The organism is Mixta tenebrionis, assembly GCF_006517625.1.
Taxonomy (GTDB): domain Bacteria; phylum Pseudomonadota; class Gammaproteobacteria; order Enterobacterales; family Enterobacteriaceae; genus Mixta; species Mixta tenebrionis.
This window is the reverse complement of sequence record NZ_VHQI01000008.1, coordinates 177,419-201,909: the sequence shown is the minus strand read 5'-3', so window position 1 is coordinate 201,909 and position 24,491 is coordinate 177,419. Positions and strand designations below refer to the sequence as shown.

Annotated in this window: 20 protein-coding genes; 16 read left to right on the top strand and 4 right to left on the bottom strand. The window is 57.3% G+C overall.

Annotated elements, in window-relative coordinates; translation table 11 throughout:
* The first annotated feature begins 79 nt into the window (after positions 1 to 79).
* The 13 genes from FKM52_RS14700 (at position 80) to FKM52_RS14640 (ending at position 13,039) form a co-directional block, all read left to right on the top strand.
* A complete protein-coding gene (locus tag FKM52_RS14700; protein WP_141176924.1) occupies positions 80 to 1,195 on the top strand; it encodes a 1-propanol dehydrogenase PduQ in 1,116 nt (371 codons plus the stop codon).
* An 87-nt stretch (positions 1,196 to 1,282) separates the two neighbouring features.
* Positions 1,283 to 1,975: a phosphate propanoyltransferase gene (pduL, locus tag FKM52_RS14695; RefSeq protein ID WP_141176923.1), complete on the top strand. Its 693-nt coding sequence runs from the start codon at positions 1,283 to 1,285 to the stop codon at positions 1,973 to 1,975.
* A 63-nt stretch (positions 1,976 to 2,038) separates the two neighbouring features.
* Complete coding sequence (locus tag FKM52_RS14690) at positions 2,039 to 2,758, top strand: flavoprotein (RefSeq protein WP_141176922.1); 720 nt, start codon at positions 2,039 to 2,041, stop codon at positions 2,756 to 2,758.
* Positions 2,759 to 2,769: 11 nt separating this feature from the next.
* Positions 2,770 to 3,066, top strand: coding sequence for a EutN/CcmL family microcompartment protein (locus tag FKM52_RS14685; protein ID WP_141176921.1), 297 nt, complete (start codon positions 2,770 to 2,772; stop codon positions 3,064 to 3,066).
* Positions 3,063 to 3,563: a GlcG/HbpS family heme-binding protein gene (locus tag FKM52_RS14680; RefSeq protein ID WP_141176920.1), complete on the top strand. Its 501-nt coding sequence runs from the start codon at positions 3,063 to 3,065 to the stop codon at positions 3,561 to 3,563. The genes FKM52_RS14685 and FKM52_RS14680 overlap by 4 nt, the downstream gene beginning before the upstream one ends.
* A 31-nt stretch (positions 3,564 to 3,594) precedes the next feature.
* On the top strand, positions 3,595 to 4,803 hold the full coding sequence (gene tdcD / locus FKM52_RS14675) for a propionate kinase (protein WP_141176919.1): 1,209 nt from the start codon (positions 3,595 to 3,597) through the stop codon (positions 4,801 to 4,803).
* A gap of 200 nt (positions 4,804 to 5,003) precedes the next feature.
* The gene (gene grpH / locus FKM52_RS14670; RefSeq protein ID WP_141176918.1) at positions 5,004 to 5,285 is read left to right on the top strand and encodes a propanediol utilization system shell hexameric protein GrpH; all 282 of its coding nucleotides are present in this window, start codon (positions 5,004 to 5,006) and stop codon (positions 5,283 to 5,285) included.
* A 21-nt stretch (positions 5,286 to 5,306) separates the two neighbouring features.
* Entirely contained in the window at positions 5,307 to 6,092 is a 786-nt protein-coding gene (gene pduB / locus FKM52_RS14665) for a propanediol utilization microcompartment protein PduB (RefSeq protein ID WP_141176917.1), read from the top strand.
* A 48-nt stretch (positions 6,093 to 6,140) separates the two neighbouring features.
* On the top strand, positions 6,141 to 7,664 hold the full coding sequence (locus FKM52_RS14660) for an aldehyde dehydrogenase family protein (protein ID WP_141176916.1): 1,524 nt from the start codon (positions 6,141 to 6,143) through the stop codon (positions 7,662 to 7,664).
* A gap of 20 nt (positions 7,665 to 7,684) precedes the next feature.
* Positions 7,685 to 7,987 (top strand): BMC domain-containing protein, encoded by a 303-nt coding sequence (locus tag FKM52_RS14655; RefSeq protein WP_220446298.1) that lies wholly within the window; start codon positions 7,685 to 7,687, stop codon positions 7,985 to 7,987.
* A gap of 343 nt (positions 7,988 to 8,330) precedes the next feature.
* The gene (grpM, locus tag FKM52_RS14650) at positions 8,331 to 10,874 is read left to right on the top strand and encodes a glycyl radical diol dehydratase GrpM (RefSeq protein WP_141176915.1); all 2,544 of its coding nucleotides are present in this window, start codon (positions 8,331 to 8,333) and stop codon (positions 10,872 to 10,874) included.
* Between the two features lie 101 nt (positions 10,875 to 10,975).
* Positions 10,976 to 11,887, top strand: coding sequence for a glycyl-radical enzyme activating protein (locus FKM52_RS14645; RefSeq protein WP_141176914.1), 912 nt, complete (start codon positions 10,976 to 10,978; stop codon positions 11,885 to 11,887).
* 246 nt (positions 11,888 to 12,133) lie between these two features.
* Complete coding sequence (locus FKM52_RS14640) at positions 12,134 to 13,039, top strand: DUF7973 family transport facilitator (RefSeq protein ID WP_141176913.1); 906 nt, start codon at positions 12,134 to 12,136, stop codon at positions 13,037 to 13,039.
* A 100-nt stretch (positions 13,040 to 13,139) separates the two neighbouring features.
* Here FKM52_RS14640 and FKM52_RS22120 read toward each other — a convergent pair whose 3' ends face one another.
* The 4 genes from FKM52_RS22120 to FKM52_RS14620 all read right to left on the bottom strand — a co-directional run bounded on the left by FKM52_RS22120 (position 13,140) and on the right by FKM52_RS14620 (position 17,338).
* Positions 13,140 to 13,724, bottom strand: a complete 585-nt coding sequence (locus tag FKM52_RS22120) for a BMC domain-containing protein (RefSeq protein WP_141176912.1) — start codon at positions 13,722 to 13,724, stop codon at positions 13,140 to 13,142.
* A gap of 22 nt (positions 13,725 to 13,746) precedes the next feature.
* The gene (gene metK, locus FKM52_RS14630; protein WP_141176911.1) at positions 13,747 to 14,910 is read right to left on the bottom strand and encodes a methionine adenosyltransferase; all 1,164 of its coding nucleotides are present in this window, start codon (positions 14,908 to 14,910) and stop codon (positions 13,747 to 13,749) included.
* A 130-nt stretch (positions 14,911 to 15,040) separates the two neighbouring features.
* The gene (locus FKM52_RS14625) at positions 15,041 to 16,093 is read right to left on the bottom strand and encodes a response regulator transcription factor (protein WP_141176910.1); all 1,053 of its coding nucleotides are present in this window, start codon (positions 16,091 to 16,093) and stop codon (positions 15,041 to 15,043) included.
* A 15-nt stretch (positions 16,094 to 16,108) separates the two neighbouring features.
* Entirely contained in the window at positions 16,109 to 17,338 is a 1,230-nt protein-coding gene (locus FKM52_RS14620) for a sensor histidine kinase (RefSeq protein WP_141176909.1), read from the bottom strand.
* Between the two features lie 737 nt (positions 17,339 to 18,075).
* Here FKM52_RS14620 and FKM52_RS14615 point away from each other — a divergent pair.
* The 3 genes from FKM52_RS14615 to FKM52_RS14605 all read left to right on the top strand — a co-directional run bounded on the left by FKM52_RS14615 (position 18,076) and on the right by FKM52_RS14605 (position 24,259).
* Positions 18,076 to 20,049 (top strand): type VI secretion system Vgr family protein, encoded by a 1,974-nt coding sequence (locus tag FKM52_RS14615; protein ID WP_141176908.1) that lies wholly within the window; start codon positions 18,076 to 18,078, stop codon positions 20,047 to 20,049.
* A 67-nt stretch (positions 20,050 to 20,116) separates the two neighbouring features.
* Positions 20,117 to 20,560 (top strand): DcrB-related protein, encoded by a 444-nt coding sequence (locus tag FKM52_RS14610; protein ID WP_141176907.1) that lies wholly within the window; start codon positions 20,117 to 20,119, stop codon positions 20,558 to 20,560.
* Between the two features lie 27 nt (positions 20,561 to 20,587).
* A complete protein-coding gene (locus FKM52_RS14605; RefSeq protein ID WP_141176906.1) occupies positions 20,588 to 24,259 on the top strand; it encodes a DUF6531 domain-containing protein in 3,672 nt (1,223 codons plus the stop codon).
* Positions 24,260 to 24,491: the final 232 nt, after the last annotated feature.

The following is a 24,491-nucleotide window of genomic DNA, read 5'->3' as shown; positions in this document are numbered from 1 at the left end:
GCCCGTGACAACATGAGATCTCTTTTCTGGCCGGGGCTTCTCTCCGGCAGTCAGCTTCAGGGGATAAGGTTGTTAAGCGATGGCGAGCTATTTTTTTTCCATTCCTAAAATCTTTTTTGGCGAGGAAGCGATCGGGGCGCTGCGTCGGCTGAACCATAAAAAAGTCGGGATAGTTACCGACAGCTTTATGGCGTCCTCAGGTAAAACACGCTATTTAATCAACCAGATGCCGTTAGCGTCCGTCTCTATCTTCAGCGAGGTGAAGCCCGATCCCGACATCAACATTCTGCATGCCGGCGCCGCGCAGTTTAAATCTTTTCGGCCTGAGGTGATTATCGCTCTCGGCGGCGGCTCATCGCTGGATGCCGCTAAAGGCATCAAAGTCACGCTGGAAGAATATTTTACCGATACGGCGATTGAGCTGATCGCCATCCCTACCACCAGCGGTTCCGGTTCTGAAGTCACCTCCTACGCCATTATTTCCGATCCGCAAAACGGACGGAAATATCCGCTCATCGCGGATGAGCTGGTGCCCGACTGCGCCATCCTCGATCCGCAGCTGGTGTTATCGGTGCCGCGTCAGGTGGCGGTGGATACCGGTATGGACGTGCTGACGCACGCGATTGAAGCGCTGGTCTCAACCGGCGCCAGTGATTTCAGCGATGCGCTGGCGGAAAAAGCGATTGCGCTGACCTGGCAATATCTGCCGCAGGTATTCCGCGACGAGCAGGATATTCAGGCACGCACCCATATGCATAACGCCTCCTGCATGGCGGGCATGGCGTTCAACGCGGCGGGGCTGGGGCTGGTGCACGGTATGGCGCACGCCATCGGCGGCATGCTGCATATCCCGCACGGCAAAATCAACGCCATGCTGCTGCCGTTGATTATCGAATTCAACGCAGAGCGCTCGGCCGGCGCGCGGGAACGCTATCTTAAATGCGCCGCCATTATGGGGATGCGGGAACACTCGCCGCAGCAAACCTTACAGCAGCTGATCGCCAGCATCCGCGATATCAATCGCCACTTTGGTATTCCCGCCACGCTGGCGGAACTGGGCACAGATCTCTCCGGTTTCGCCGCGTTACGCCCGCAGCTGATTGCCGCCGCGCTGGCGGACGGGTGCACCGCATCCAATCCCTGCCAGCCCGTTGCCGCAGAGGTTGACGGATTACTGACGCGTATCGCCGGATAAATTGGTGCTGGCGGCGCGCTGCGCCAGCTTCGCTAGCAACCTGTCAGGCTGGCGCGCTTTCTCATTACTTTTCAGGTCGTTGACGTTATGAATTACAACCAGCAGCAAGCCGAATGGATTACGCAACAAATTTTGCAGGAGCTGGCAGCAAGCGGCTCATGGGCGATGGCTAAACAGCCCGCCGCGCCGCAAACGCTGGCGATCCCGATCGGCATCTCCAATCGTCATGTTCATCTCAGCCGCGCGGATATGGATGCCCTGTTTGGCTACGGCGCCGAGCTGACCCCGATGAAGGCGGTAAAACAGCCGGGCCAGTATGCCGCCGAACAAACGGTAACCCTGCGCGGGCCGAAGGGCGAATTAAACAAAGTGCGGGTGCTTGGTCCATTGCGCAGCAGTACCCAGGTTGAAATCTCGGTTTCCGATGGCTTTGCGCTCGGTGTAAAAGCGCCGGTGCGGATGTCGGGCGATTTACAGGGATCGCCGGGGATCGAAATTATCGGCCCGTGCGGGCGAGTGGTGAAAACTGACGGCGTTATCGTCGCCTGGCGACATATCCATATCTCTCCCGCCGATGCGCAGCGCTTTGGCCTGCGTGACGGAATGGAAATCGACGTGCGCACGCAGGGGCAGCGCGGCGGCGTGCTGAGCCGCGTGGTGGTGCGCGTTAGCGCCGATGCGGTGCTGGAGATGCATATCGACGTGGAAGAGGCGAACGCCTTCGGCTTGCGCAACGGCGACTGCGTCAGCCGCGTAATGACGGAAACGTGCAATGGCTGAATGCCCGCCACGCCGGCGGCAGCTGAAGCGCCGTCGCCGCCTTCAGCGTTAAGGAGCGACACCATGGATCAACATGCACTCTCGCGCCTGCTGGACCAGATTATTGCAGAGCTTCTGGCGCAGAAAAAGCAGCGGCGCACCCATAACCGGATAATGAAGGTGGTCATCAGCGGCGAGGATCTCGTCACGCTGCCCGCCACGCTGGATGCGCTTAGCGCGCTGGATCGCAGCGGCTATGGCCTGTCGCTGGCGTTTTCCTGCAGCGCATCCCACTCATCGTTGCGTGCGGCCTGCCTGAACGGGCTGGCACAGCGGGGGGTTGCGGCGTGGCAGGATGACAGCGAGCCGACAGCGAGCGATACCGCCTTTCACGGCCTCTATCTGCCGGCGCTCTCCAGCAACAGCCTGAGCAAAATCGCGCTGGGCATTCGCGACAACCTGGTTTGCCGTTGGGCCTTTCATGCGCTGGGCCTGAATAAGCAGGTTATCGTCACGCCGAATGCGGAATACCGCAGCGATACCTCCTGCGCCTTCTCCGCCGCGCTGCGCGCGCGCCTGTCCAGCTATGCCGCCACGCTGGTGGCGTATGGCGTCACGCTGATCGGTCAGAGCGTCGACGCTGAGGATACCCAGGCGGCCGCCGGCGCCCGGCAGCTTATTACGCTCAGCGATGTGCGCCAGCAGCGTGCCGGGCAGGCGCTGAACGTCGGTAACCGCACGCTGATTACGCCCGCCGCGCGCGATGAAATCCAGCGGCGCGGCATCAACATTGTTCACAGCTAACAGGGGGAACTATGTATCTGGCAAAGGTTACCGGGGCGCTGGTTTCAACCACCAAACACGCCTCGCTCTATGGCGCAAAGCTGCTGATGGTCGTTCCCCTTAATGAACGGCATCAGCCCAGCGGAACCGCGCAGGTAGCCGTCGATTTTGTCGGCGCCGGCAACGGCGAAACGGTGATTGTGACCACCGGCAGCTCGGCGCGCATGAGCGCCGCTCAGGAAAACTCGGTTATTGATGCCGCCGTGGTCGGCATTGTCGACGCGCTCGATTGCTTCTCGTTAACCGCAAAGCAGGAGGAAAAATTATGAAGCAGGCTCTTCCCGGCGATATCGCGCGGCGTATCAACGAGGCGGTCGATCGCCATCTGGCGGCGGCGCGGCGCGCCTTTAGCCTGGACGATGCGGCGCTGCTGGCCAGCTATGCCCGCGAAGCGGCGGAAAGCAGCCGGGTGCCGATTGTTTTCAGCCTGGTGGATGCCGCAGGGCGGCAACGTTACTTTTTCAGCATGGATAACGCGCTGCTGGTAAGCCATACGCTGGCCGGGCAAAAAGCCTGGACGGCGGCGGCGATGAAAATGGCGACTCACCAGCTGGCCGATAAGGTGCAGCCGGGCGGCCCGCTTGCTGGTTTGCAGCATACGCCGGGCGTTTGCTGTCTCGGCGGCGGGCTGCCCTGCTGGTCGCAGGGCGCGCTGTTGGGCGCTATCGGCGTCAGCGGCGGCAGCGTTGAAGAAGATATCGCCATCGCCAGCGCCGCTCTGGCGCGCTTCAGCCGTGAACATTTCCCCCTTACGCCATCGGTCTGATGGCTTTGATGATGTACAGACAGAGGTCGTCATGTCTTTAGCTTCACTGGTTTTGGTTATTAACTGCGGATCGTCTTCCCTTAAATTTTCTCTGATCCCACTTAACGACGATGCGCCGCTGCTCTCCGGGCTGGCGGAAAAAATCGGCCTGCCGGAGGCCTGCATCACCTTTAAAGAGGCGGAGGGAAAAACCACTCAGCCGCTTAATGAATCCAGCCACGGCAGCGCGCTGAAGGCGCTGTTCGCCAGGCTCGATCGTCTGGGACTGCTGCCGCAGGTCGGCGCCATTGGTCACCGCGTCGCCCATGGCGGCAGCGATTTTAAACAGTCCGTGCTGCTGGACGATGCGGTGATTGCGCGCATTCGCGAGCTGGCCGTGCTGGCGCCGCTGCACAATCCGGCCAATCTGATCGGCATTGAAGCCGCTATGGCGCTGCTGCCGAGCCTGCCGCAGGTGGCGGTATTCGATACCGCCTTTCACCAGACGCTGCCGCCTGAAGCCTATACCTATGCCATTCCGCTGGAGTATCAACAGCAGCATCAGGTGAGACGTTACGGCTTTCATGGCACTTCGCACCGTTTTATCGCGGCGGAGGCGGTGGCGCGCCTGGGGCTGGACCCCAGCGATTACGGCATTCTTATCGCCCACCTCGGCAACGGCTCGTCGGTTTGCGCGGTGAAAAACGGCGCAAGCGTCGATACCTCAATGGGCATGACGCCGCTGGAAGGGCTGGTTATGGGCACCCGCTGCGGCGATCTCGACGTTGGCGCGGCGGTTTATATCGCGCGCCGCACCGGCCAGACGCTGGAATCGCTCTACAAAATGGTCAACAGCGAAGCGGGCCTGCTGGGCCTGTCCGGTATTTCCAGCGATTGCCGCACCCTGCAAGAGGCGCGTAGCGCCGGGAACAGCCGCGCCGCGCTGGCGTTTGACGTGATGGTTCATCGTCTGGCCCGTCACCTCGGCGCGCATCTGGCCTCGCTGCATCGCTTTGACGCACTAATTTTTACCGGCGGCATTGGAGAAAACTCCGCGCTGGTGCGTGAACTGACGGCGCAGCGGCTGGCGGTCTTTGGCGTACGGCTCGACGCGGAGAAAAACGCGCAGGCCGTTGGCGGGGGCGAGGGCGTAATCTCGCAGGCTGGTTCACCCATCGTGGCGGTCATTGCGACCAACGAAGAGAAGATGATTGCGCAGGATGCGGCGCAGCTTGCTGCCGCCTTGTTGAACGTAGCCTGAGGCATGATGTTTCGCCGACGCCAGGGAGGATTTTATTGTCCGGCACCCGTGCGAAAAACAAGAAAGTCTCTCTGGCGGGCAAAACATTTTCTCCTGAGCGCAATAACATCGTAGTGCATGAAATCATGAGTAACCGGATTTAACCCACGGCGGTTATTCCACAAGGCGCTTTTACTTTTACCTGAAATACAGAGGTCGTTATGCAACAAGAAGCATTAGGTATGGTTGAAACAAAAGGTCTGGTTTCCGCAATTGAAGCCGCAGATACCATGGTTAAATCCGCTAACGTCATGCTGGTTGGCTATGAAAAAATTGGTTCCGGTCTGGTAACCGTTATGGTGCGCGGCGACGTCGGCGCGGTTAAAGCGGCCACTGACGCAGGCTCCGCTGCGGCGAATAAAGTTGGCGAACTGGTTTCCGTACACGTTATTCCGCGCCCGCATATTGAAGTAGAAAAAATTCTGCCGAAAGCCGTCGGTTAATAACGCCAGAGGGTACTGACCATGCGAGATAATCTTGTTGAACAGATTATATCTGAAGTAATGAATAAGCAGACCGATGCGCGCGCAAATAACAAAACGGCCGCTGATTTTACCGGCTGCGGCCTGACGGAATTTGTCGGTACGGCCCTGGGGCATACCATTGGGCTGGTTATTGCCAATGTCGATCATCAGTTACATGAAGTCATGAATATCGATAAGAAATATCGCTCAATCGGTATCCTTGGCGCCCGTACCGGGGCAGGGCCGCATATTTTCGCGGCGGATGAGGCGATTAAAGCCACCAACAGCGAAATTCTCTCTATTGAGCTGGCGCGCGATACCGAAGGCGGCGGCGGGCATGGCTGTCTGATTATTTTTGGCGCGACCGACGTGTCCGACGTCCGCCGTGCGGTTGAAGTCGCGCTCTCTGAAATCGAACGCACCATGGGCGATGTTTACGGCTCTCCGGCGGGCCATCTGGAATTCCAGTATACCGCCCGCGCCAGCTACGCCCTCAACAAGGCGCTCGGCGCGCCGCTGGGCAAATCTTTCGGCATGACCTGCGCCTCGCCGGCGGCGATTGGCGTGGTGGTGGCGGATGCCGCAGCGAAAGCCGCCATTATCGATCCGGTTGGCTACGCCAGCCCGGCGAAAGGCACCAGCTTCAGTAACGAAGTCATCTTTACCTTCTCCGGTGATTCCGGTGCGGTACGCCAGGCGGTCATTGCGGCAAGAGAAGTTGGCAAGCAGCTGCTGTCAACGCTAGATCCGACGCCGCTTACCTCCACTACCACACCCTATATTTGATGGCGAGCGGCAACGCGCATAAGCGTTGTGAAGTAAGGAAGGTTTAGTATGAACGATGATGAAATTACTCAGGCCGTCTCTCGCGTGCTGAGTAAATATACCAAAACCACGCCGGAAGCGCCGGTACAAAACCTGGCTGCGCCCGCTGCTCAGCCGGATCGCGCCAGCATCGAGGCGATTGTCGCCAGCGTGCTGGCCAGCCGCACGGCGGCGCCCGCGCCTGCGCCGGTAAGCGCGCCCGCACCGGTAGCCGGCGACGGCGCCTTCGCTACGATGGATGAAGCCATCGCGGCGGCGCAGCAGGCGCAGATCCATTATCGCCACTGCTCTATGCAGCAACGAGCGCGTTTCGTTGACGGTATCCGTCAGCTTTTCCTGCAGGAAGAGATTTTACAACAGCTCGCCAGCATGGCGGTGGAAGAAACCGGCATGGGCAACTATGCCGACAAGCTGCTGAAAAACCGCGTGGCGGCGCAAAAAACGCCGGGCGTGGAAGATTTGATCACCGGCGCGATGAGCGGCGACAACGGCCTGACCATTACCGAATATTCCGCCTACGGCGTTATTGGTTCTATTACGCCGACCACCAACCCGACGGAAACCATTATCAATAACAGCATTGGGATGCTGGCGGCGGGCAACGCGGTGGTATTCAGCCCGCATCCGCGCTCACGTAATGTTTCACTCTACGCCGTGGCGCTGATTAATCAGCAGCTGGCTCGTCTGGGCGCGCCCGCCAACCTGGTGGTTACGGTAACGCAGCCGTCGCTGGATAACACTAACGCGCTGATTAAAGATCCGCGCGTCAATATGCTGGTGGCAACCGGCGGCCCGGCGATTGTCAGAACCGTGATGTCATCCGGCAAGAAGGCGATCGGCGCCGGCGCGGGCAATCCGCCAGCGGTGGTCGATGAAACGGCGAATATCGAAAAAGCGGCTCAGGACATCATTAACGGCTGTAGCTTCGATAACAATCTGCCGTGCGTAGCGGAAAAAGAGGTGATCGTCGTTAACGAGGTGGCGGATTACCTGATCCACTGTATGAAAAAAAGCGGCGCCTGGCTGCTGTGCGATAAGCAGCATATCCAGCAGCTGCAAGCGCTGGTGATGAATGAAAAAGGCACTGGCCCGAATACCGCCTTCGTGGGTAAAGATGCCCGCTACATTCTGCAACGGATCGGTATCAGCGTGCCGCAAGAGATCAAAGTGATCCTGCTCGAAACCGAAAGCGATCATCCGTTTGTGGTACATGAGCTGATGATGCCGATCCTGCCGGTGGTGCGGGTGGCAAACGTGGATGATGCCATCGATCTGGCGGTAAAAGTAGAGCATGGCAATCGCCATACCGCCATCATGCACTCTACTAACGTCGCCAAACTTACCAAAATGGCGCAGCTGATTCAGACCACCATTTTCGTCAAAAACGGCCCTTCCTATGCCGGGCTTGGCGTAGGCGGCGAAGGCCATACCACCTTTACTATCGCTGGGCCAACCGGCGAAGGGCTGACTTCGGCGCGCCATTTCGCCCGTAGCCGCCGGTGCGTCATGGTTGAAGCGCTGAATATTCGCTGATAAAGCAGGATGGGTAGCCGATGACGAAAATACGCATTATCAACGCGCCAACGCCGGATACGCTGGCGATGCTGAAACGGCGCATGCCTGCGGAGGCGCGTAGCCGCCTGGAGCGGGTGCGCATCGACGCTATCGGGCTATTTATGCTGCCGGTGCCGGATTTGTACTACTACGCCGATCGGGCCAGTAAAAGCGCGAATGTCGCGGTGGCGGAAATTTTCGGCAGCTGCCCGCAGCACATTACCACGCTGGCGGTATTTGGCGAGGTGGGCGCCGTTAATGAGGCCGTGCGTATTATTGAAGAGGACGCCAGCGCCTTTTAACGCGTCGATATCGCTTTACCCCAGGGCTGAACGTTATTTATTAACGGCGTTATTTTATCACTCACTGTCGCAGCGCGTTATTTAGTTCAAGGCTGCGATCGGCGAATTATACGAGGAAACTGACGGGCTATTAATAAGCCGCGATGGCCCGGCAATAAGGTTATTATTAGCGCCAGCATAATCATACGGCGCATATTAATTATGCCGGGCGAAAAGAGAAACTACTGGCTTATTTATTGGCTTAAGCGACGCGGGTATTAAAACTATCTCGCGCCGTCGTCAGCGGAAACCATTCTGGCGTGGCGCCAACCTGCCATGCCTGTCTCATTTCAGGAGTTATGCTATGTTAGAGAAAGGCTTTACTCAACCAACCGATCGTGTCGTAAGACTCAAAAATATGATCCTGCAGGCGAAACCTTACGTTGAGTCTGAACGCGCGCTGCTGGCAACGGCGGCATATAAAGAGAATGAGCATCTGCCGGCAATTATGCGCCGCGCCAAAGTTGTTGAGAAAATATTTAACGAGCTGCCTGTTACTATTCGCCCGGATGAGCTTATTGTCGGCGCGGTGACTATTAATCCGCGCTCCACGGAAATTTGTCCTGAATTCTCGTATGAATGGGTGGAAAAAGAGTTCGACACTATGGAACACCGTGTCGCCGACCCGTTTATTATCCCGAAAAAAACCGCTGACGAACTGCGCGAAGCCTTCCGCTACTGGCCGGGTAAAACCACCAGCTCCCTCGCCGCTTCCTATATGTCTGAAGAGACGAAAGAGAGTATCGCCAGCGGCGTCTTTACCGTCGGCAACTATTTCTACGGCGGCGTGGGTCACGTAAGCGTCGACTACGGCAAAATCCTGAAAATCGGTTTTCGCGGCGTCATCGCTGAGGTAACCCGCGCGCTGGAAAATCTCGATCGCAGCTCGCCGGATTACATTAAGAAAGAGCAGTTCTATCAGGCGGTGATCCTGAGCTATCAGGCGGCGATTAACTTTGCGCATCGTTACGCGCAGGAGGCGAGCCGTCTGGCGCAGCAGGAAAGCAACCCGATCCGCCAGCGCGAGCTGGAGCAAATTGCGCGCAACTGTACGCGCGTACCGGAACATGGCGCAACCACCTTCTGGGAAGCGTGCCAGACCTTCTGGTTTATTCAGAGCATGCTGCAAATTGAATCCAGCGGCCACTCTATCTCTCCGGGACGCTTCGACCAGTATATGTACCCCTACCTGGCGGCGGATAAAAACATTACGCCGGAGTTTGCGCAGGAGCTGGTGGACTGCTGCTGGATTAAGCTCAACGACATCAACAAAACGCGCGATGAAATTTCCGCACAGGCCTTTGCAGGCTATGCGGTATTTCAGAACCTGTGCGTAGGCGGTCAGACCGAAGATGGTCTTGACGCCACCAATGCGCTCACCTGGATGTGTATGGAAGCGACAGCGCATGTGCGCCTGCCGCAGCCGTCATTCTCAATTCGCGTCTGGCAGGGCTCGCCGGATGAGTTCCTCTATCGCGCCTGTGAACTGGTGCGTCTGGGGCTTGGCGTGCCGGCGATGTATAACGATGAAGTTATTATCCCGGCGCTGCAAAACCGTGGCGTATCGCTGCGCGATGCCCGCGACTACTGCATCATCGGCTGCGTAGAGCCGCAGGCGCCGCACCGTACCGAAGGCTGGCACGATGCCGCATTCTTCAACGTGGCGAAAGTGCTGGAAATCACCCTGAATAACGGACGCGTCGGCAACAAACAGCTGGGCCCGATAACCGGTGAAATGACGCAATATGCCAGCATGGATGATTTCTACGCCGCCTTTAAAAAACAGATGGCGCATTTCGTTCATCAGCTGGTGGAAGCCTGTAACAGCGTGGATATCGCTCACGGCGAACGCTGCCCGCTGCCGTTTCTCTCCGCGCTGGTGGATGACTGTATCGGGCGCGGCAAATCACTGCAGGAGGGCGGCGCCATCTATAACTTTACCGGCCCGCAGGCGTTTGGCGTAGCGGATACCGGCGACTCGGTGTATGCCATTCAGAAGCAGGTATTTGAAGATCGTAAGCTGACGCTGCAGGAACTGAAGAGCGCGCTGGAGGCTAACTTCGGCTACCCGATCGGCGGCAGTCCGAACGGCGCCCAGGCTAAATCATCCCTGAGTGAGCAGGATATCTACCAGGTCGTTAAGCGCATTATGGAACAGCACGGATCGCTCAACCCGGCGGCGATTAAAGATGAAGTTTATCGTCAGCTCTCCAGCGGCAGCGCAGCGCCCGCCGCCAGCGGCTCACGCTACGAAGAGATTCGCCGCATTCTGGAGAACACGCCGTGCTTCGGTAACGATATCGACGAAGTGGATATGGTGGCGCGTAACTGCGCGCTGATCTACTGCCAGGAAGTGGAGAAGTACACTAACCCGCGCGGCGGTCGCTTCCAGGCCGGTATCTATCCGGTTTCCGCCAACGTGCTGTTTGGTAAAGATGTCAGCGCGCTGCCGGATGGCCGTCTGGCGAAAGAGCCGCTGGCGGACGGCGTCTCTCCTCGTCAGGGTAAAGATACCCTTGGCCCGACGGCAGCCGCTAACTCCGTGGCGAAACTCGATCACTTTATCGCCTCAAACGGTACGCTCTACAACCAGAAATTCCTGCCGTCTTCGCTGGCCGGTGAGAAAGGTTTGCGTAACTTTGGCGGCATGGTGCGTAACTACTTTGATAAGAAAGGGATGCACGTGCAGTTCAACGTGATCGACCGCGATACGCTGCTGGCCGCGCAGCAGAATCCGCAGCAGTATCAGGATCTGGTGGTGCGCGTCGCCGGCTACAGCGCCCAGTTTGTGGTGCTGGCGAAAGAGGTGCAGGACGACATTATCAGCCGTACCGAACAGCAGTTCTGATTTACCTGCCTCCGGGGTCATGCGCCAGGCATGGCCCCTCGCAAGCTTTCTGGCGTCAGGCCTGGCTGGAGGCTGAAAGCCATTTTATGACGAGTAATGTTATGAACAGAGTCGATTATGAAACGGAAGGCGTACTATTCAATATACAGCGCTATTCCCTGCACGATGGCCCCGGCATCCGTACTATTCCTTTTTTTAAAGGCTGCCCGCTCTCCTGCCGCTGGTGCAGTAATCCGGAATCACAGCATCCGCAGCCGGAACTGATCTATAAAAAGAACGATTGCATCCAGTGTGGCAAATGTATCGACGTCTGCAAACAGCATGCGCTCTCGCCGGCAAATGCGTATTTCATCGACCGTGAACGCTGCAACCAGTGCGGCGACTGTACCCAGGTTTGCCCGACACAGGCGCTGGAGATGAAAGGCAAGCGGATGACGGTTGCTGAGGTGATGCGCGAGCTGCAAAAAGAGGAAAACCTGTTTCGTCGCTCAGGCGGCGGCGTCACGCTCTCCGGCGGCGAACCGCTGGCGCAGCCGGCTTTTGCCCGCGAGCTGTTAAAGGCCTGTAAGGTGAAAGGTTGGCATACCGCTATTGAAACCACCGGCTTTACCACTAAAGAAGTGGTGGAGGAGGTCTTTCCGTGGATAGACCTGGCGCTGACCGATATCAAAGCGGTTAACCCCGCCGTACATGAGCAAAATACCGGCGTAAATAATCGCCGCATCCTGGAAAACCTGATCCGCATTTCCTTTATTACTAAGGTGATTGTGCGTATTCCGGTTATTCCCGGCGTGAACGATAACCCCGATGAAATTCGCAGCATCGGCGAATTCGCCAGATTAATGTCCGGCGTTGATACCATCCATCTGCTGCCTTATCACACTTTCGGCGAAAATAAATATTCCCTGCTGGGAAGAATATATCCGATGGGCGATGCGCATGCGGAAAATAATATTAACCAGCTGAAAGGCGTGGTGGAATCAATGGGCTTTCGCTGCCATATAGGCGGTTAACCTGGCTCAGAATAAAAATAATATCCGTCTGCAGTAAAGCGACAGCATAATAGCGGCACGGCGCTTCCCCGGCGGCTCAGCCAGCAGGCGGCCGGGGGGCTGCCTGCATGGCTGCGGCCTGACGCTAACGGCTTCGGAACTATTAACGCTTAATAAAATAATAATAAATGGAGCGCTTTCTCACCTGCACGCTATCCCGTTTTATTTCATGCCTTATTGCTACCCTATATTAACAAGGTAATATTTATGAATGGTTATGAGCTGTTAATCGCCTTTGGCGGCGGCATATTTGGCGCCGCCATCGGCGCGCTTGCCGCATTTGAATTTGTTGGGTTACTGGTTATTGCGATGACCGTCGCGCAGATTGTCAGCGGGGCGCCTTCAGGATTTATCGATTTCCCTTTCGGCATGTTTGGTCCCCATACGGGGGGCTTTGCGGCCGGCGTCGCCGCCACGGCATGGGCGGCCAAAACGGGCAAGCTCTCTTCGGGACGGGCCATCACCGCCGGGCTGTGCGGGCTGGGCGCGTGGGATGTGCTGCTGGTGGGCGGCATCTTCGGGGCGTTGGGCTACGTGATTACCTGGCTGCTGAACCAGTTACCGGCGCTGCCTTCAGGAGGCGCATGGACGGATACCGTGGCGTTAACGGTGGTTATCTCCGGCATCATTGCGCGGCTGGCCTTTGGCAAAACGGGCCTGTTCGGCAAACCGGCGGCGGGCGTACGCCGGTTTAACCCGCCACAGGAAACCTGCTGGGTGCCTTACCACAGCCGTTCTCCTCAGCTGACGCTGTTGGGCCTGGGGATTGGCCTGATGGCAGGCTACCTTGGTCTTACCTTCGGCGGCGACGGGGCGCTGCTGGCGTTTGGTATCTCCGCTTTTTCGTTGATTTTTCTGCATTTTAATACCCAGGTGCCCGTTTCGCATCATATTGCGCTGCCGGCGGCGCTGGCGGCGGTCGCCTCGCACAGCTTGCTCTGGGCAGCGCTGGTGGGGCTTGCCTGCGCGCTTATCGGCGAGTGGGCGTCGCGCCTGTTTCTGGTTCATGGCGACACGCACATCGATCCTCCGGCCTTCACTATCGCCCTGATGACCAGCGTGATAAATGTGCTGGCTATGGCCGGAATTTTTGCGCTGGTGCCGCTGTTTTAACCGTTTCCGGCAGGTTCACCCTTTCGGCAAAATAAAAGCCACCCTCAGGTGGCTGTTTTGTTATATGGCGCGTTGTGAAAACGACAGAGGTTAACGGAGGCTATTTACGCGCGCTCTTCGCCTTTGCGCGTAAAGGTTTGCCACCGTCGGGCGTGGCGAGCCTGGCGGGCTTTACTCCAGCCGCCGGAGCGGCTTCATCCCGGCTTGTCTCATCTTTTTCCGCCGCCTGTGCGGCTTTCTCCGCCGGGGTATCCGCAGGTATGCCGGCTATGATATCTGCACAGCTGGATAAAGCGGGAGCGGGATCGAGATTCACCAGCGGAATCTGAGGCGTGCATTGTGCAACGGCAGCCGGCGCGGCTTCTGGTGTCGGCGCGACGTTTTCCGGCCCGGCAACGCCGCAGGTTTCTTTTGATGCGATCAGCTTATCAAGGCCGGAGGCGGTACGGGCAATCACCTTCCACGCGTAGACGCTGCCAATCTTGCTGGCTGCGGCTACCCCTGCCGTCACGGCAGCATTCATCGCGCCGACTTCTCCTGCGAATTTCAGCGTTACCAAACCGCCGCCTTTGGTCAGCTCGTAGCCGATCAGTTGTACATTGGCGGACTTCATTGCGGCATCGGCGGCTTCCATCGCCACCGTTAAGCCAACGGCTTCAATCAAGCCTAAACTCTGCCCCGACATAACCTTCTCCTGTGATGAAAATTTAATTGAGGCGCGCATGGAATTGTGCGTCGCTCTGACACGCCGCATCGTCACGCAGCCGTGCCGCTTTATCGGTAAGCTCCCATGGAAACTGTTCCCGACCAAAATGGCCGTAGCATGCCGTCTGGCGGTAGCGCGGCGCCAGTAAATCAAGCTGCCCGATGATGCCGTAAATGCTCAGATCAAAATGGCGGGTTACCAGCCGCGTCAGGCGTTGCGGCGCAAGGCGGGCGGTGCCGAAGGTATTAATACTCAGCGATAGCGGGTGGCTCAGGCCGCCGGCCCAGGCCAGCTGCACCGCGCAGCGCTTTGCCAGCCCCGCTGCGACAATATTTTTAGCGATATAGCGTGCCGCGTAGGCTCCGGCACGGCCGACCTGCGCCGGATCTTTACCACAGAGCGCGCCTCCGCCATGGCATATCGCTCCGCCATAGGTATCCACGCTGGTTTTTCGTCCCGTTGCGCCGCAGCTAACGGCAGGCCCGCCGTTAAGCTGCGGGCCGGCTGGGTTAATTAACAAGCGCGTTGCTGAAGTTAGCCAGCGCGCCGGAATCACTGGCCCGATCAGCTCGTCTGTCAGCATCTCCCGCAGCGCAGGCAAAGAAAGGTCGCAGCAATGCTGTACGGAAATGGTCAGCGCATTGACGCCGGTAACCTCGCCGTCCCGATAGCGCAGCGTAAGCTGACATTTGCCGTCCGGCAGCAGCCGCCGCTGCGTTTTGCGCAGCGCGGCATAACGCTCCATTAAGCGATGCGCGTACCATAGCGGCGTGGGCATAAGCTGTGGCGTCTCGTCACAGGCATAGCCGGCGACCACGCACTGAGCGTCTGCCACCAGGGCATCCGCTTTGCGTATGCGAGCGACGGGCTCCCTGCTGAGCAGATTAATCACGGCGCAGGTAGCGGCGTCAAAGCCTCTGGTTGAGCAGTTGTAGCCGCTGGCGGCTATTGTGGCGCGCGCCACCCGTGCGATATCGATATTGGCGCGTGAGGAGAGCTGCCCGGCAAGAATTACCGCGCCTGTTTTAACTAAACATTCACAGCTTACGCTGGCCCAGGGATCCTGCAGCAGGCAGGCATCAACAATGGCGTCAGCAATGCGATCCGCTATTTTGTCAGGATGCCCTTCGGCAACCGATTCTGAGGTAAGAAGATAGTCGTCCACGGCGCGGTCACATTATCAAGAGAGAGTCTCATCTTAGCGACCAGACCCCGCCGGGCGGGTAAACTATCTTGCCGGGATGGCGGACTTTTTTGCGCTCGCGCCATGCGAAGCGCAAAAAATCCCTGATTGATTAGCGCGCCTCCGCCGAGACGATTCTGCGGTAGTCGGAGGGGGCAATGCCCGTCTCTTTTTTGAAAATCCGGCAAAAATAGTTGGCATCATGCCAGGAAAGCTCCAGCGCGATGGTATTCACTTTTAAGTCGCTGAATTGCAAGAGCGATTTCGCCATGCTGATTTTGCGATGGGTAATATAGCTGGAAAAACCGGTGCCGGTAGTTTTCTTAAATGCCCGGCTTAAATAGCAGGGGCTGACAAAAGCTTTGGCGGCAATATCATCAAGCGTCAGGCTGCTGATGATATTTTTCTCGATATGAAACTGCGCGCGCGCCACAAAGTCCATTCCGGCGCTGGCGTTTCTGAAAGCCACATCGAAGATAGCTTCGCTTAGCGTTAGCAGCCAGCACATAACCTGCCAGTAGCTGGTGGAGGAGAGCTCCTGTTGGCGAATATGCTGAATAACCGCAGCGATTTTAGCGCGGCAGTCGATATATTTATCTCCCAGGCTGGCAAGGTGCTGCTGCGTTAATTGCAGCACGTCAATCACCGCTTTGGCTCCATTGCGCCCCAGCTCCCGTTCCGCGCAGGCCGCATTGAGCGTAGCGAACAGAAAATCATGCCAGCCGGGGAGATCGCAGCGGTTAAGCAGATCGTTTACCCGCTGGCGCAGCTGGCGGGCCGCGGCCGCGGCGGCTTCATCCACCTGAAGCGCTTTGCCGATGGTCTCACGCAGAATGCTCTGCTTCACCGGTTTCAGCAGATAATCCTCTACCTTCAGGCTTAACATATTGCGCACGATGTCAAAATCATCGTTCGCCGTGGTGACGATAACCCGCGTATCCTGGTTTTTCTGCTTCAGATATTCAATAACCTGGTTGCCGTTGGGCAGTGGAATATTAATATCAACAAACATCATATCGATCTGACTGAGCTGCTCGATCAGCTGAATAGCTTTTCTTCCGGTGGTGGCTTCATGAATGACGGCGTTCTCTACACATTGCGATATAATGCGCTTCAGAGATTCCAGCTCAATATGTTCATCTTCAACAATCACTATATTATACATATTCATCTTCCAGCGTCAGGCTAACACCATCGGGAATCGTAATTTTATGGTGGTGCCAAGCATGGGTTTATAGGGGCTGCTAATCTGTAAGCCGTAACTTTCGCCAAATAATAACTGCATGCGCTTTTTAATGTTAATAATGCCGATGCCGCCTTTTTGCCGGTTCTGTTTGCCGGAAAGAATATGTTCTATCGCTTGCGGAGAAATACCGTCGCCGTTGTCGGTGATTTCTATAATAACGTCTTTGCCATCATCGGTAGCCCGAATAATAATATGGCTTTTCATTTCGCGCGGCTCTACAACATAGTTAAAAAAGTTTTCTACCAGCGGCTGTAAGGTCAGAAAAGGACAGACAACATCATTATATTTGGATGGAATATCACACTGATATTCGAAGCGATCGTGCATCCTGACTTTTTGAATAGACATATAACAATTGACGTAATTTATCTCCTGACCAAGCGTAATCAGGCCGTTATTATTTTTACGCAGCAGATAACGCATCATATCTGAAAAGTCATGTACCATGGTTTCTGTCCGGCTGGCTTCTTCCAGAAAAGCCAGCCGGCCGATGGTGTTTAATACGTTAAATAAAAAGTGCGGGTTGATCTGATAAGAGAGCGCCTTAAATTCCGCCTCATGCAGCGAGCGTTCAATCTCAACGCGCTTGTGCAGCTCATTATTCAGTTCCAGATCTTTCTGCCGCAGCTCGCGCTGAATATTATTGGCATGCGCCTGTTCGACAAGGTAAGACGCTACATGGAGCAGAGTATCTGCGGTTGATTCAAAACGTTCATAGGGCATCGGACGCGTCCGATCGTGCAGCTCGGTGAGCCACTGGTTCTCCTGATAAAGAAGATTATCCTGCAAAATAAAGGGGATGCTTTGCTCTTTTTCCTCTTCCACCTTCACCTGTCCGGAAATAAAGGCGCCGAGGTAGTGATTATTAATCATGATGGGGACGGCGAACTCCACAAAGCCGCAGTAGCAACGGTAAACTACCGGCTTTCCGGCGCGCATGGCGGCCTCGCCGCCGGCGCGGTCGCTGTCGTAGCAGTGCTGGGCCAGCGTTTCATTCATTCTGGAGCGCGCGCAGAAATCTGAAAAGCCGCTGGGACGGGTGACCGGCACGCCTTCCCGATCGACAATCACCAGCGCGATCATCATCGATTTACTGAAGTTATCCTGAAGCGTTTGCAGGCGGTTAACATCAAGAAACTCATGCAGTTTATATTTATTGTTCATGATATTTACTCGCTTACCCAGCATAATATTAAACCATAACTTATTTATCAGAATTAAATAATGAATTAGCTCACAAATAAACAATCCAATTGTAGGAAAAGTGTTATCTTATTGGGTTTAATGTTTTGCTAATTATGATGTTTATCGGTTTTTTTATCTTTTTTGACGGGCAGGGTTATCCAGGATAAATCGTATGCTGTTTTAACTACGTGTAGATCAAAAAAGGAAGCGCGCCCAACTTTTCCGCAGCGGCTGATAAAAAAATAAAAATCGGTTTGCTCACGCCTGTTGTTTCTGTTCGCCGGGAATGGGCGATTTTATCCGCCTGATGAAGCAGGATTAAAAATAAACCGGCAACGCTGAAGCCGCTATAACCAGCCAGGAAAAACGGCGAAAAATAGCCCGGGCTGAGGTTAAAGTTTTTCTGTTTCCGGCGGGTTTGTTCGGCGCAGGTTTTCTGTTTATCGATACCTTAAATAAAAGTTATTTATTATTTCCCTGCTGGTGCCGTTGTCACTCACTAACGGGTGTGGATAATTATTTACCCGTACTTGTCTGACAGGCGATATTTATTAACCGACAGGATGGCGAATTTTATTGACTATTTCCGGTTGCCGCCCTGACGGCTGATGTTGCCGCTAAAACAGAATGGTTCCTGGCTTCACTACTTCTCGCTTTTGCCTGCCGCCGCCGCTTTTCGGCAAAAAACCGCAACTATCGTGCATGGATATAATGATATGACCGATCGCATTACCATACAGCTTTGTGTCGCGGGGCTGCGTTTCTGGAAGCTCAGCGGGAATGAAGCGCTAAGCAAGCCGTTCACTTTTACCGTCAGCCTGTTGGCTACCGATGCCCGTATCGATCGTGCCGGTCTGCTTGGCCAGCCGCTTACCGTTATTCTGCCGACCCGCAGCCTGCTTCCTCGCTACCTTAACGGAAAAATTACCCGAGTGGCGGTAAATGCCACGGAGCTTTCCGGCGTGCGCTATGCGGAATACATTCTGACGCTGGAATCCGATATCTGGCCCATGCAGCGCGATCGTAACTTGCGCATCTTCCAACAGCAAAACGTGCCGCAGATTATTAAAACGCTGTTAAGCGAATATCAGGTAGAGGTAGAGGATAAGCTGTGCGGTAAATATCGCGAGTGGGAATACTGCGTTCAGTATCAGGAAAGCAGCTTTAACTTTATCAGCCGGCTGATGGAGCTGGAGGGCATCGGTTATCACTTCCGCCATGAGCGGGAGCGCCATGTGATGGTGCTTACCGACGATGCCAGCGCTTACCAGCCGCTTACCGGTTATGAGGTTATTCGCTACCTGCCCACCGCGACTGGCGGCAGTACCAATGAAGATGGCATCAGCCAGTGGGCGCCGGAAGATAGCGTGACGCCGGGCCTCTACAGTCTCGACGATTATGATTTTCGCAAACCCAACGCCTGGATGTTCCAGGCTCGCCAGAATCCTGCCTCGCCCACGCCTGGCAATATTAATGTTTACGACTGGCCGGGACATTTTATTGAACACAGCCATGCCGAGTTTTATGCGCAAATCCGTCAACAGCGCTGGCAGGTAGAACATCACCAGACCGCGGCCACAAGTCCTTCGCGCGGTATCGCGCCGGGCCATACCTTTATGCTGACCCATGCGCCTTTTACTGGCGACAACGGCGAATACCTGATCACTTCAGCGAAATATGACTTTCAGGAAAACCGCTATGCCAGCGGTGATGAAGGCAGCCATTGCCTGACTGAATTTACCGTTATTCCCGCTGACGTGACCTGGCGTCCGCCGCAGGCGACGCGCTGGCCGCGAACCTACGGCCCGCAAACGGCGCGGGTAGTGGGGCCGCAAGGGGAAAGCATCTGGACCGACCGCTATGGACGGGTAAAGGTGCAGTTCCACTGGGATCGTGAAGCCAGAGGCGATGAAACCAGCTCGTGCTGGATCCGCGTATCCAGCGCCTGGGCAGGACAGGGATTCGGCGGCGTGCAGATTCCCCGCGTCGGAGACGAAGTGGTAATCGATTTCATCAACGGCGATCCCGATCGCCCCATCATCACCGGGCGCGTCTATAACGAGGCAAGCATGCCGCCGTGGGCGTTACCGGCGGCGGCGACACAGATGGGCTTTTTAAGCCGCACCAAAGATGGTACGCCCGCTAACGCCAACGCGCTGCGCTTTGAAGATAAGGCAGGCAGCGAGCAGCTATGGCTACAGGCCGAGCGCAATATGGATACCAACGTCAAGCAAGATGAAACCCATACGGTTGGTAAGAATCTCACGAAAACTATTGGTGCCAATATCACGAAAAGCGTCGGGGCAGACGAAACCATCAATGTAAAGAAAAATCGTCGTACCCACATACATATCAATAACGATCTGGCGGTAAAAGAGGATCACAGTACCGTCGTTGGCGGTAAGACCGATCTCTGGAGTCAGGGCTCGGTGGTTATCGCCTCTGCTACCAGCATCCGTCTGGTATGCAACGGAGCGGCAATCGAGCTGGACAGCGCCGGCAATATCAACATGGTGTGTAATAACTTCAATATCTACGCGCAAAAAGAGGGGCAAATCGCCACCGGCAATATGCTGGATTTAAATATGGATGGCGCGAAAGCTGGCACCGGAACCGCTCCGGAGCCGGGTGAGATTAGCGCGAAGGTAGCCGGCGAATTTCCGGTTAAACCGGAGAAGCCGAAAAAGTAATAAGGCTGTTAAATCCGAAAACGCAAATAAACCCTCTAAGCCTGATAAGTAAACAAAGGACGCAATAATGAACGGATATCGTTTTAATGAAGGGCGCCTGAGCCTGCCGTCAGATGTTGAAGACAGCACCATGAATATCTTTCGCCTGAAGGCATTGCAGGCGACCCTGGTTATCAGCCGGGAACAGCTGGCTGCAGATCTGAAGCCGGATGATTACTTCCAGCAGCAGATGCAGCTGTTACGCAAATCGATGAAAAATTTTCTGCCTGGAGAAAAGCGGCCGGTCACGCTAACCCAGTCGCCAGCAATTCCCTGTTATGAGTTCAGCTGTCAGTTTCAACAGCAGGGAAAAAGCATCTACCAGCAGTTACTGATGGCAGTTAACGATCGTCAGGTATTGGTGTTTGCCTTTACCCGCCATTCCCCCTTTGATGCCGAAAGCATCGCCTGCTGGCAAAGCATCAAGGAAAGCATCTGCCTGACGCAAACGTCGCCGGACGAGGCCGTTTAATAAAGCAACCGCAGGGAGCAACACGCGATGGGAAGTGACTACCTGGCTGCCAAACTCGACGATCCGCTGGTGCATTCCTCGTGGTTCGCCGATTTTATGGGCGGCGTGGTCAAAGGGGCGATCTATGCGGCCGTCGGGATAGGTATGGTGGCGCTGCTTGGGCCTGTAGGGGGCTTCCTGGCGGTAATGGCGTTTGGTTTTATTTTTGGCGAGGCGGTGGATGCCCTTGCCGATCTCGGAAGTGATATAAGTGACGCGATCCTGGATTTCCTCGGCTTAAAAGGTCCGCCGGACGGCATTATCACCAGCGGCTCGCCGGATGTCAGAACCAAAGGCAAACCGGCGGCGCGCGCTGCGGGAAAAATTCCGGCGGAAGTGATAAGGGCTGAGCTGGAGGCTGAGCGAGAGAACCCTTCGCCACAGTACCCTAAACCGTTGGCAATTGCCGGACGTACGCTGGAGCGCGCGGCGTCGCTCGCCAGTTTAGTGACGGGCATAACGGCGGGAAAAGCCATTGCCGGCTGGCTGATGGGAGATAAGGAAAAAGAACCACCGGCAGATCCGGATGCGCCGAAGCCGATCCCTTCGCCAAAAAGCCCGCTCTGGCAGAGCGTTATTTCTCCGGTGGTGGCCGCGAAGCATCCTTACGCCAGCCCGGAAGATCACGATACCATCGCATGCAAGAAGGGCCATGTTTTCTCCGGCAATGGACTTTATCTGGCCGAAGGCTCGAAAAAGGTATTTATCAACAGCCAGCCCGCCTGCCGCAACGATGACCGCAGCACCTGCGAGGCGAAAATAAAACATGAGCAGCAGGGGGCCAGAGTGCGTATCGGCGGGCCGACGGTCACGGTACGCGATATTCACAGCGGCAAAAACCCGCTGGCCGCCTTTATGGGGGAAATTGTCGGGTCGCTGGGCGTGGCGATGGTTGCTTCCGGCGGGCGCATGTGTACGCGTTCGCTCGCCTGCGCGTTGGCCGGAGAGGTGGGCAGCGCGCTGCTGGGCTACGCCGCCGGGATGCTGGGCGAGGGGGCCGCGCGGATATTCAGCGAGGCGACCTCGCGCGGCCATCCGGTGCATATCCCCACAGGGGCAAAAATCCTGGCGGGCGAGGAGGAGTGCGATTTCACCCTCGACGGCCGGCTGCCGCTGATCTGGCAGCGCCTCTACAACAGCCGCAACGACGCCGCCGGGGCGCTGGGCCGGGGCTGGGCGCTACCGCACGAGTATTTCCTGACGCTGGCGCCGGTGGCGGACGAGCCGTCGGCCATGGAGGCGACCTTCACCGACCGCAGCGGACGCGCCCTGGGGCTGGGCGCGCTGGCGCGCGGCCAGGGCGTGCACTACCCCGACGAGGGCTTCCGGCTCTGGCGCAGCCTGCAGGACGTCTACATGCTGGAGGACGACGGCGGGCTTTACTCGGTGTTTGAGCCTGACCCGCAGGCGGCAGGGCGGCTGCGGCTGGCGCAGCAGCTTGACCGTCACGGTTACGCGCTGCTCTACCGCTACAACCACGCCGGCCAGCTCACCGCCATCCACGACGACGCTTACGAGGTCAGCCTGCGGCTGCACTGGCATCCGACGCTGAACCGGCTGACGGAAGTGTGGCAGCTGACCGACAGCGGCGAGCGGCAGCTGGTGAGCTACGGTTATGATGCAGCGGGCAACCTGGCGGCAGTCACCGACGCTGATGGATATGTCATCCGCCGCTTTGACTACCATCCGGCGCACGGCTGCATGACCGCCCATCGCTATGCGGGCGGGCTGAGCGCGCATTACCGCTGGCGACGGCTGCCGGTGTTTAACGCGCAGGTACAGGGGGAAGAAGAGGCGTGGTACGTCACGCAGCACTGGCTGGAAGAGAGCGGGCGGGCGCTGGAGTATTATGAATTTGACTACTGCCCGCAGGAGTACCGCGCCAGCGTGACGCGCCGCGACCATGGCACCACCCACCACTGCTGGGACCGGCTGGGCCAGGTCACCGACTATACGGATGAGACCGGCAGCCGCTGGCGCTTTGACCGGGATGATGCATCCAACCTGATTTCCCTCATCACGCCGACGGGCGACGAATTCCGCCTGAAGTATGATGAACGCAGCAACCCGATCGCCTGGATTAATCCGCTGGGGGAAAAAGAGACGCAGACCTGGGTAGAGGATCTGTCGCTGCCGGTGCTGCACACCTTTGCCGACGGCACCCAGGAGTACCGCGAGTATAACGAACAGGGCGATCTGACGGCGCTGCGCGACCGCGAGGGCGGGCTGACCCGCTTTTGTTATGACGGCCAGGGAAACCTTGTCCGCATCCTGGACGCGGCGGGCAATGAAACCCGACTGGAGTACAACAGCCGCGGGCAGGTTATCAAACGCTTTGACTGCTCCGGCTACCTGACGCGCATTTTCTATGATGAGCTGGGACGGGTGGAGCGTATCAGCGACGCGGCAGGCCGCGACCTGTCGTGGCAGCGCAGCGCCGCCGGCCGGCTGCTGGCGGAAACGCTGCCGGGCGGCGGGCGCCGCGAGTACGGCCGGGATGCCGCAGGGCGGCTGAGCCAGGTGCGCGATGAAGGCGGGCGGATAAGCCGCTTTACCCGCAACGGGCGCGGCCAGGTGACGGAACTGGTCAGGCCGGACGGCACGCGGCTGCGCTGTGACTATGACGACGCGGGACTGCCTGCGGTGCTGTTTAATGAAAAGGGCGCAGCATGGTACTTTCGCCACGACGTGCGCGGGCGCCTGACGGAGGAGACGGACTGGTCGGGGCAGCGCCGCACCTGGCGCTATGATGCGCAGGGCAGGCCGGTGGAAACGGTGCATTACCCTTATCCGGGCGCAGAGGATGAGCCGCCGCTGACCACCCGGCTGACGTGGGATGCGCTGGACCGGCTGACGGGCAAAACCACGGCGCGGCACCATACCCGCTATGACCATCAGAGCGGCACGGTGACGGTGGAGCGCTTTGCGCTGACGGAGTGGCAGCAGGCGCAGCGGGAAGGGCGCGCCGCACGGTCGCAGGAGCGGCTGGCGTTTACCTACAGCCCGCAAGGCCGGATGACGGCGGAGGAGGGGCGGGGCGGGCGCATTCGGCACCGTTATGACGTATTGGGTAATCTGCTGGAGACGCAACTGCCCGACGGCGAGCGGCTGGCATATCATTATTACGGCAGCGGTCACCTGCAGCAGCTGGACCTGCTGGCGGCGGGAGAACGGCACGTTATCGCGGAGTACGGGCGTGACCGGCTGCACCGCGAAACCGCGCGCTCGCAGGGGGAGCTGTGGCAGCACGTGGTTTACGATGCTGTGGGGCGCGTCACTGAAAAGCGGATGAGCGCGAATGAGTCAGCCAGCAGCACCGCTCTGGCGGAAATGCGCTTCGGCTGGGATGCGGCGGGCAACCTGCTGCAGCGTCGCTGGCAGGCGCGCAGCGGGGCGGCGGGACATTATACGGATCAGCGTGAAGCGCAGTACCGCTACGACCGGCGCGATCATCTGCTGAGCGCGCAGGATGAAGAGGGCACCCGGCGGTGGCACTACGACGCGGCGGGAAGTCTGCTGGCGCAGGCGGACGAGAACATTCTGCACAACCGTCCCGGCCACAGCGGCACGGCGCGCTGCCGTTATGACGGCTTCGGACGGCTGGCGGAGAGAAGGGATAAGCGGCAAGGGCGGNGACGTGGATCGATCCGCTGGGATTGAATAATTGTAATATTGTCAAAAGAGCAGTGACTCCTGAACAAATGGAGAGTATTCGTGCCGGTAATGGTATAATCAGACCAACGCCTTATCACAGAACAACGCCGACCCAACATGTTGCAGATGCTCCGCATACACGTGACCCTTGGATTTCTACTACCAGAAGCCAGGCGTCAGCAGAGTATTTCGCTACTCATGGTGGGACTCGTTATAGAAATTGATTTATCTAAAATAC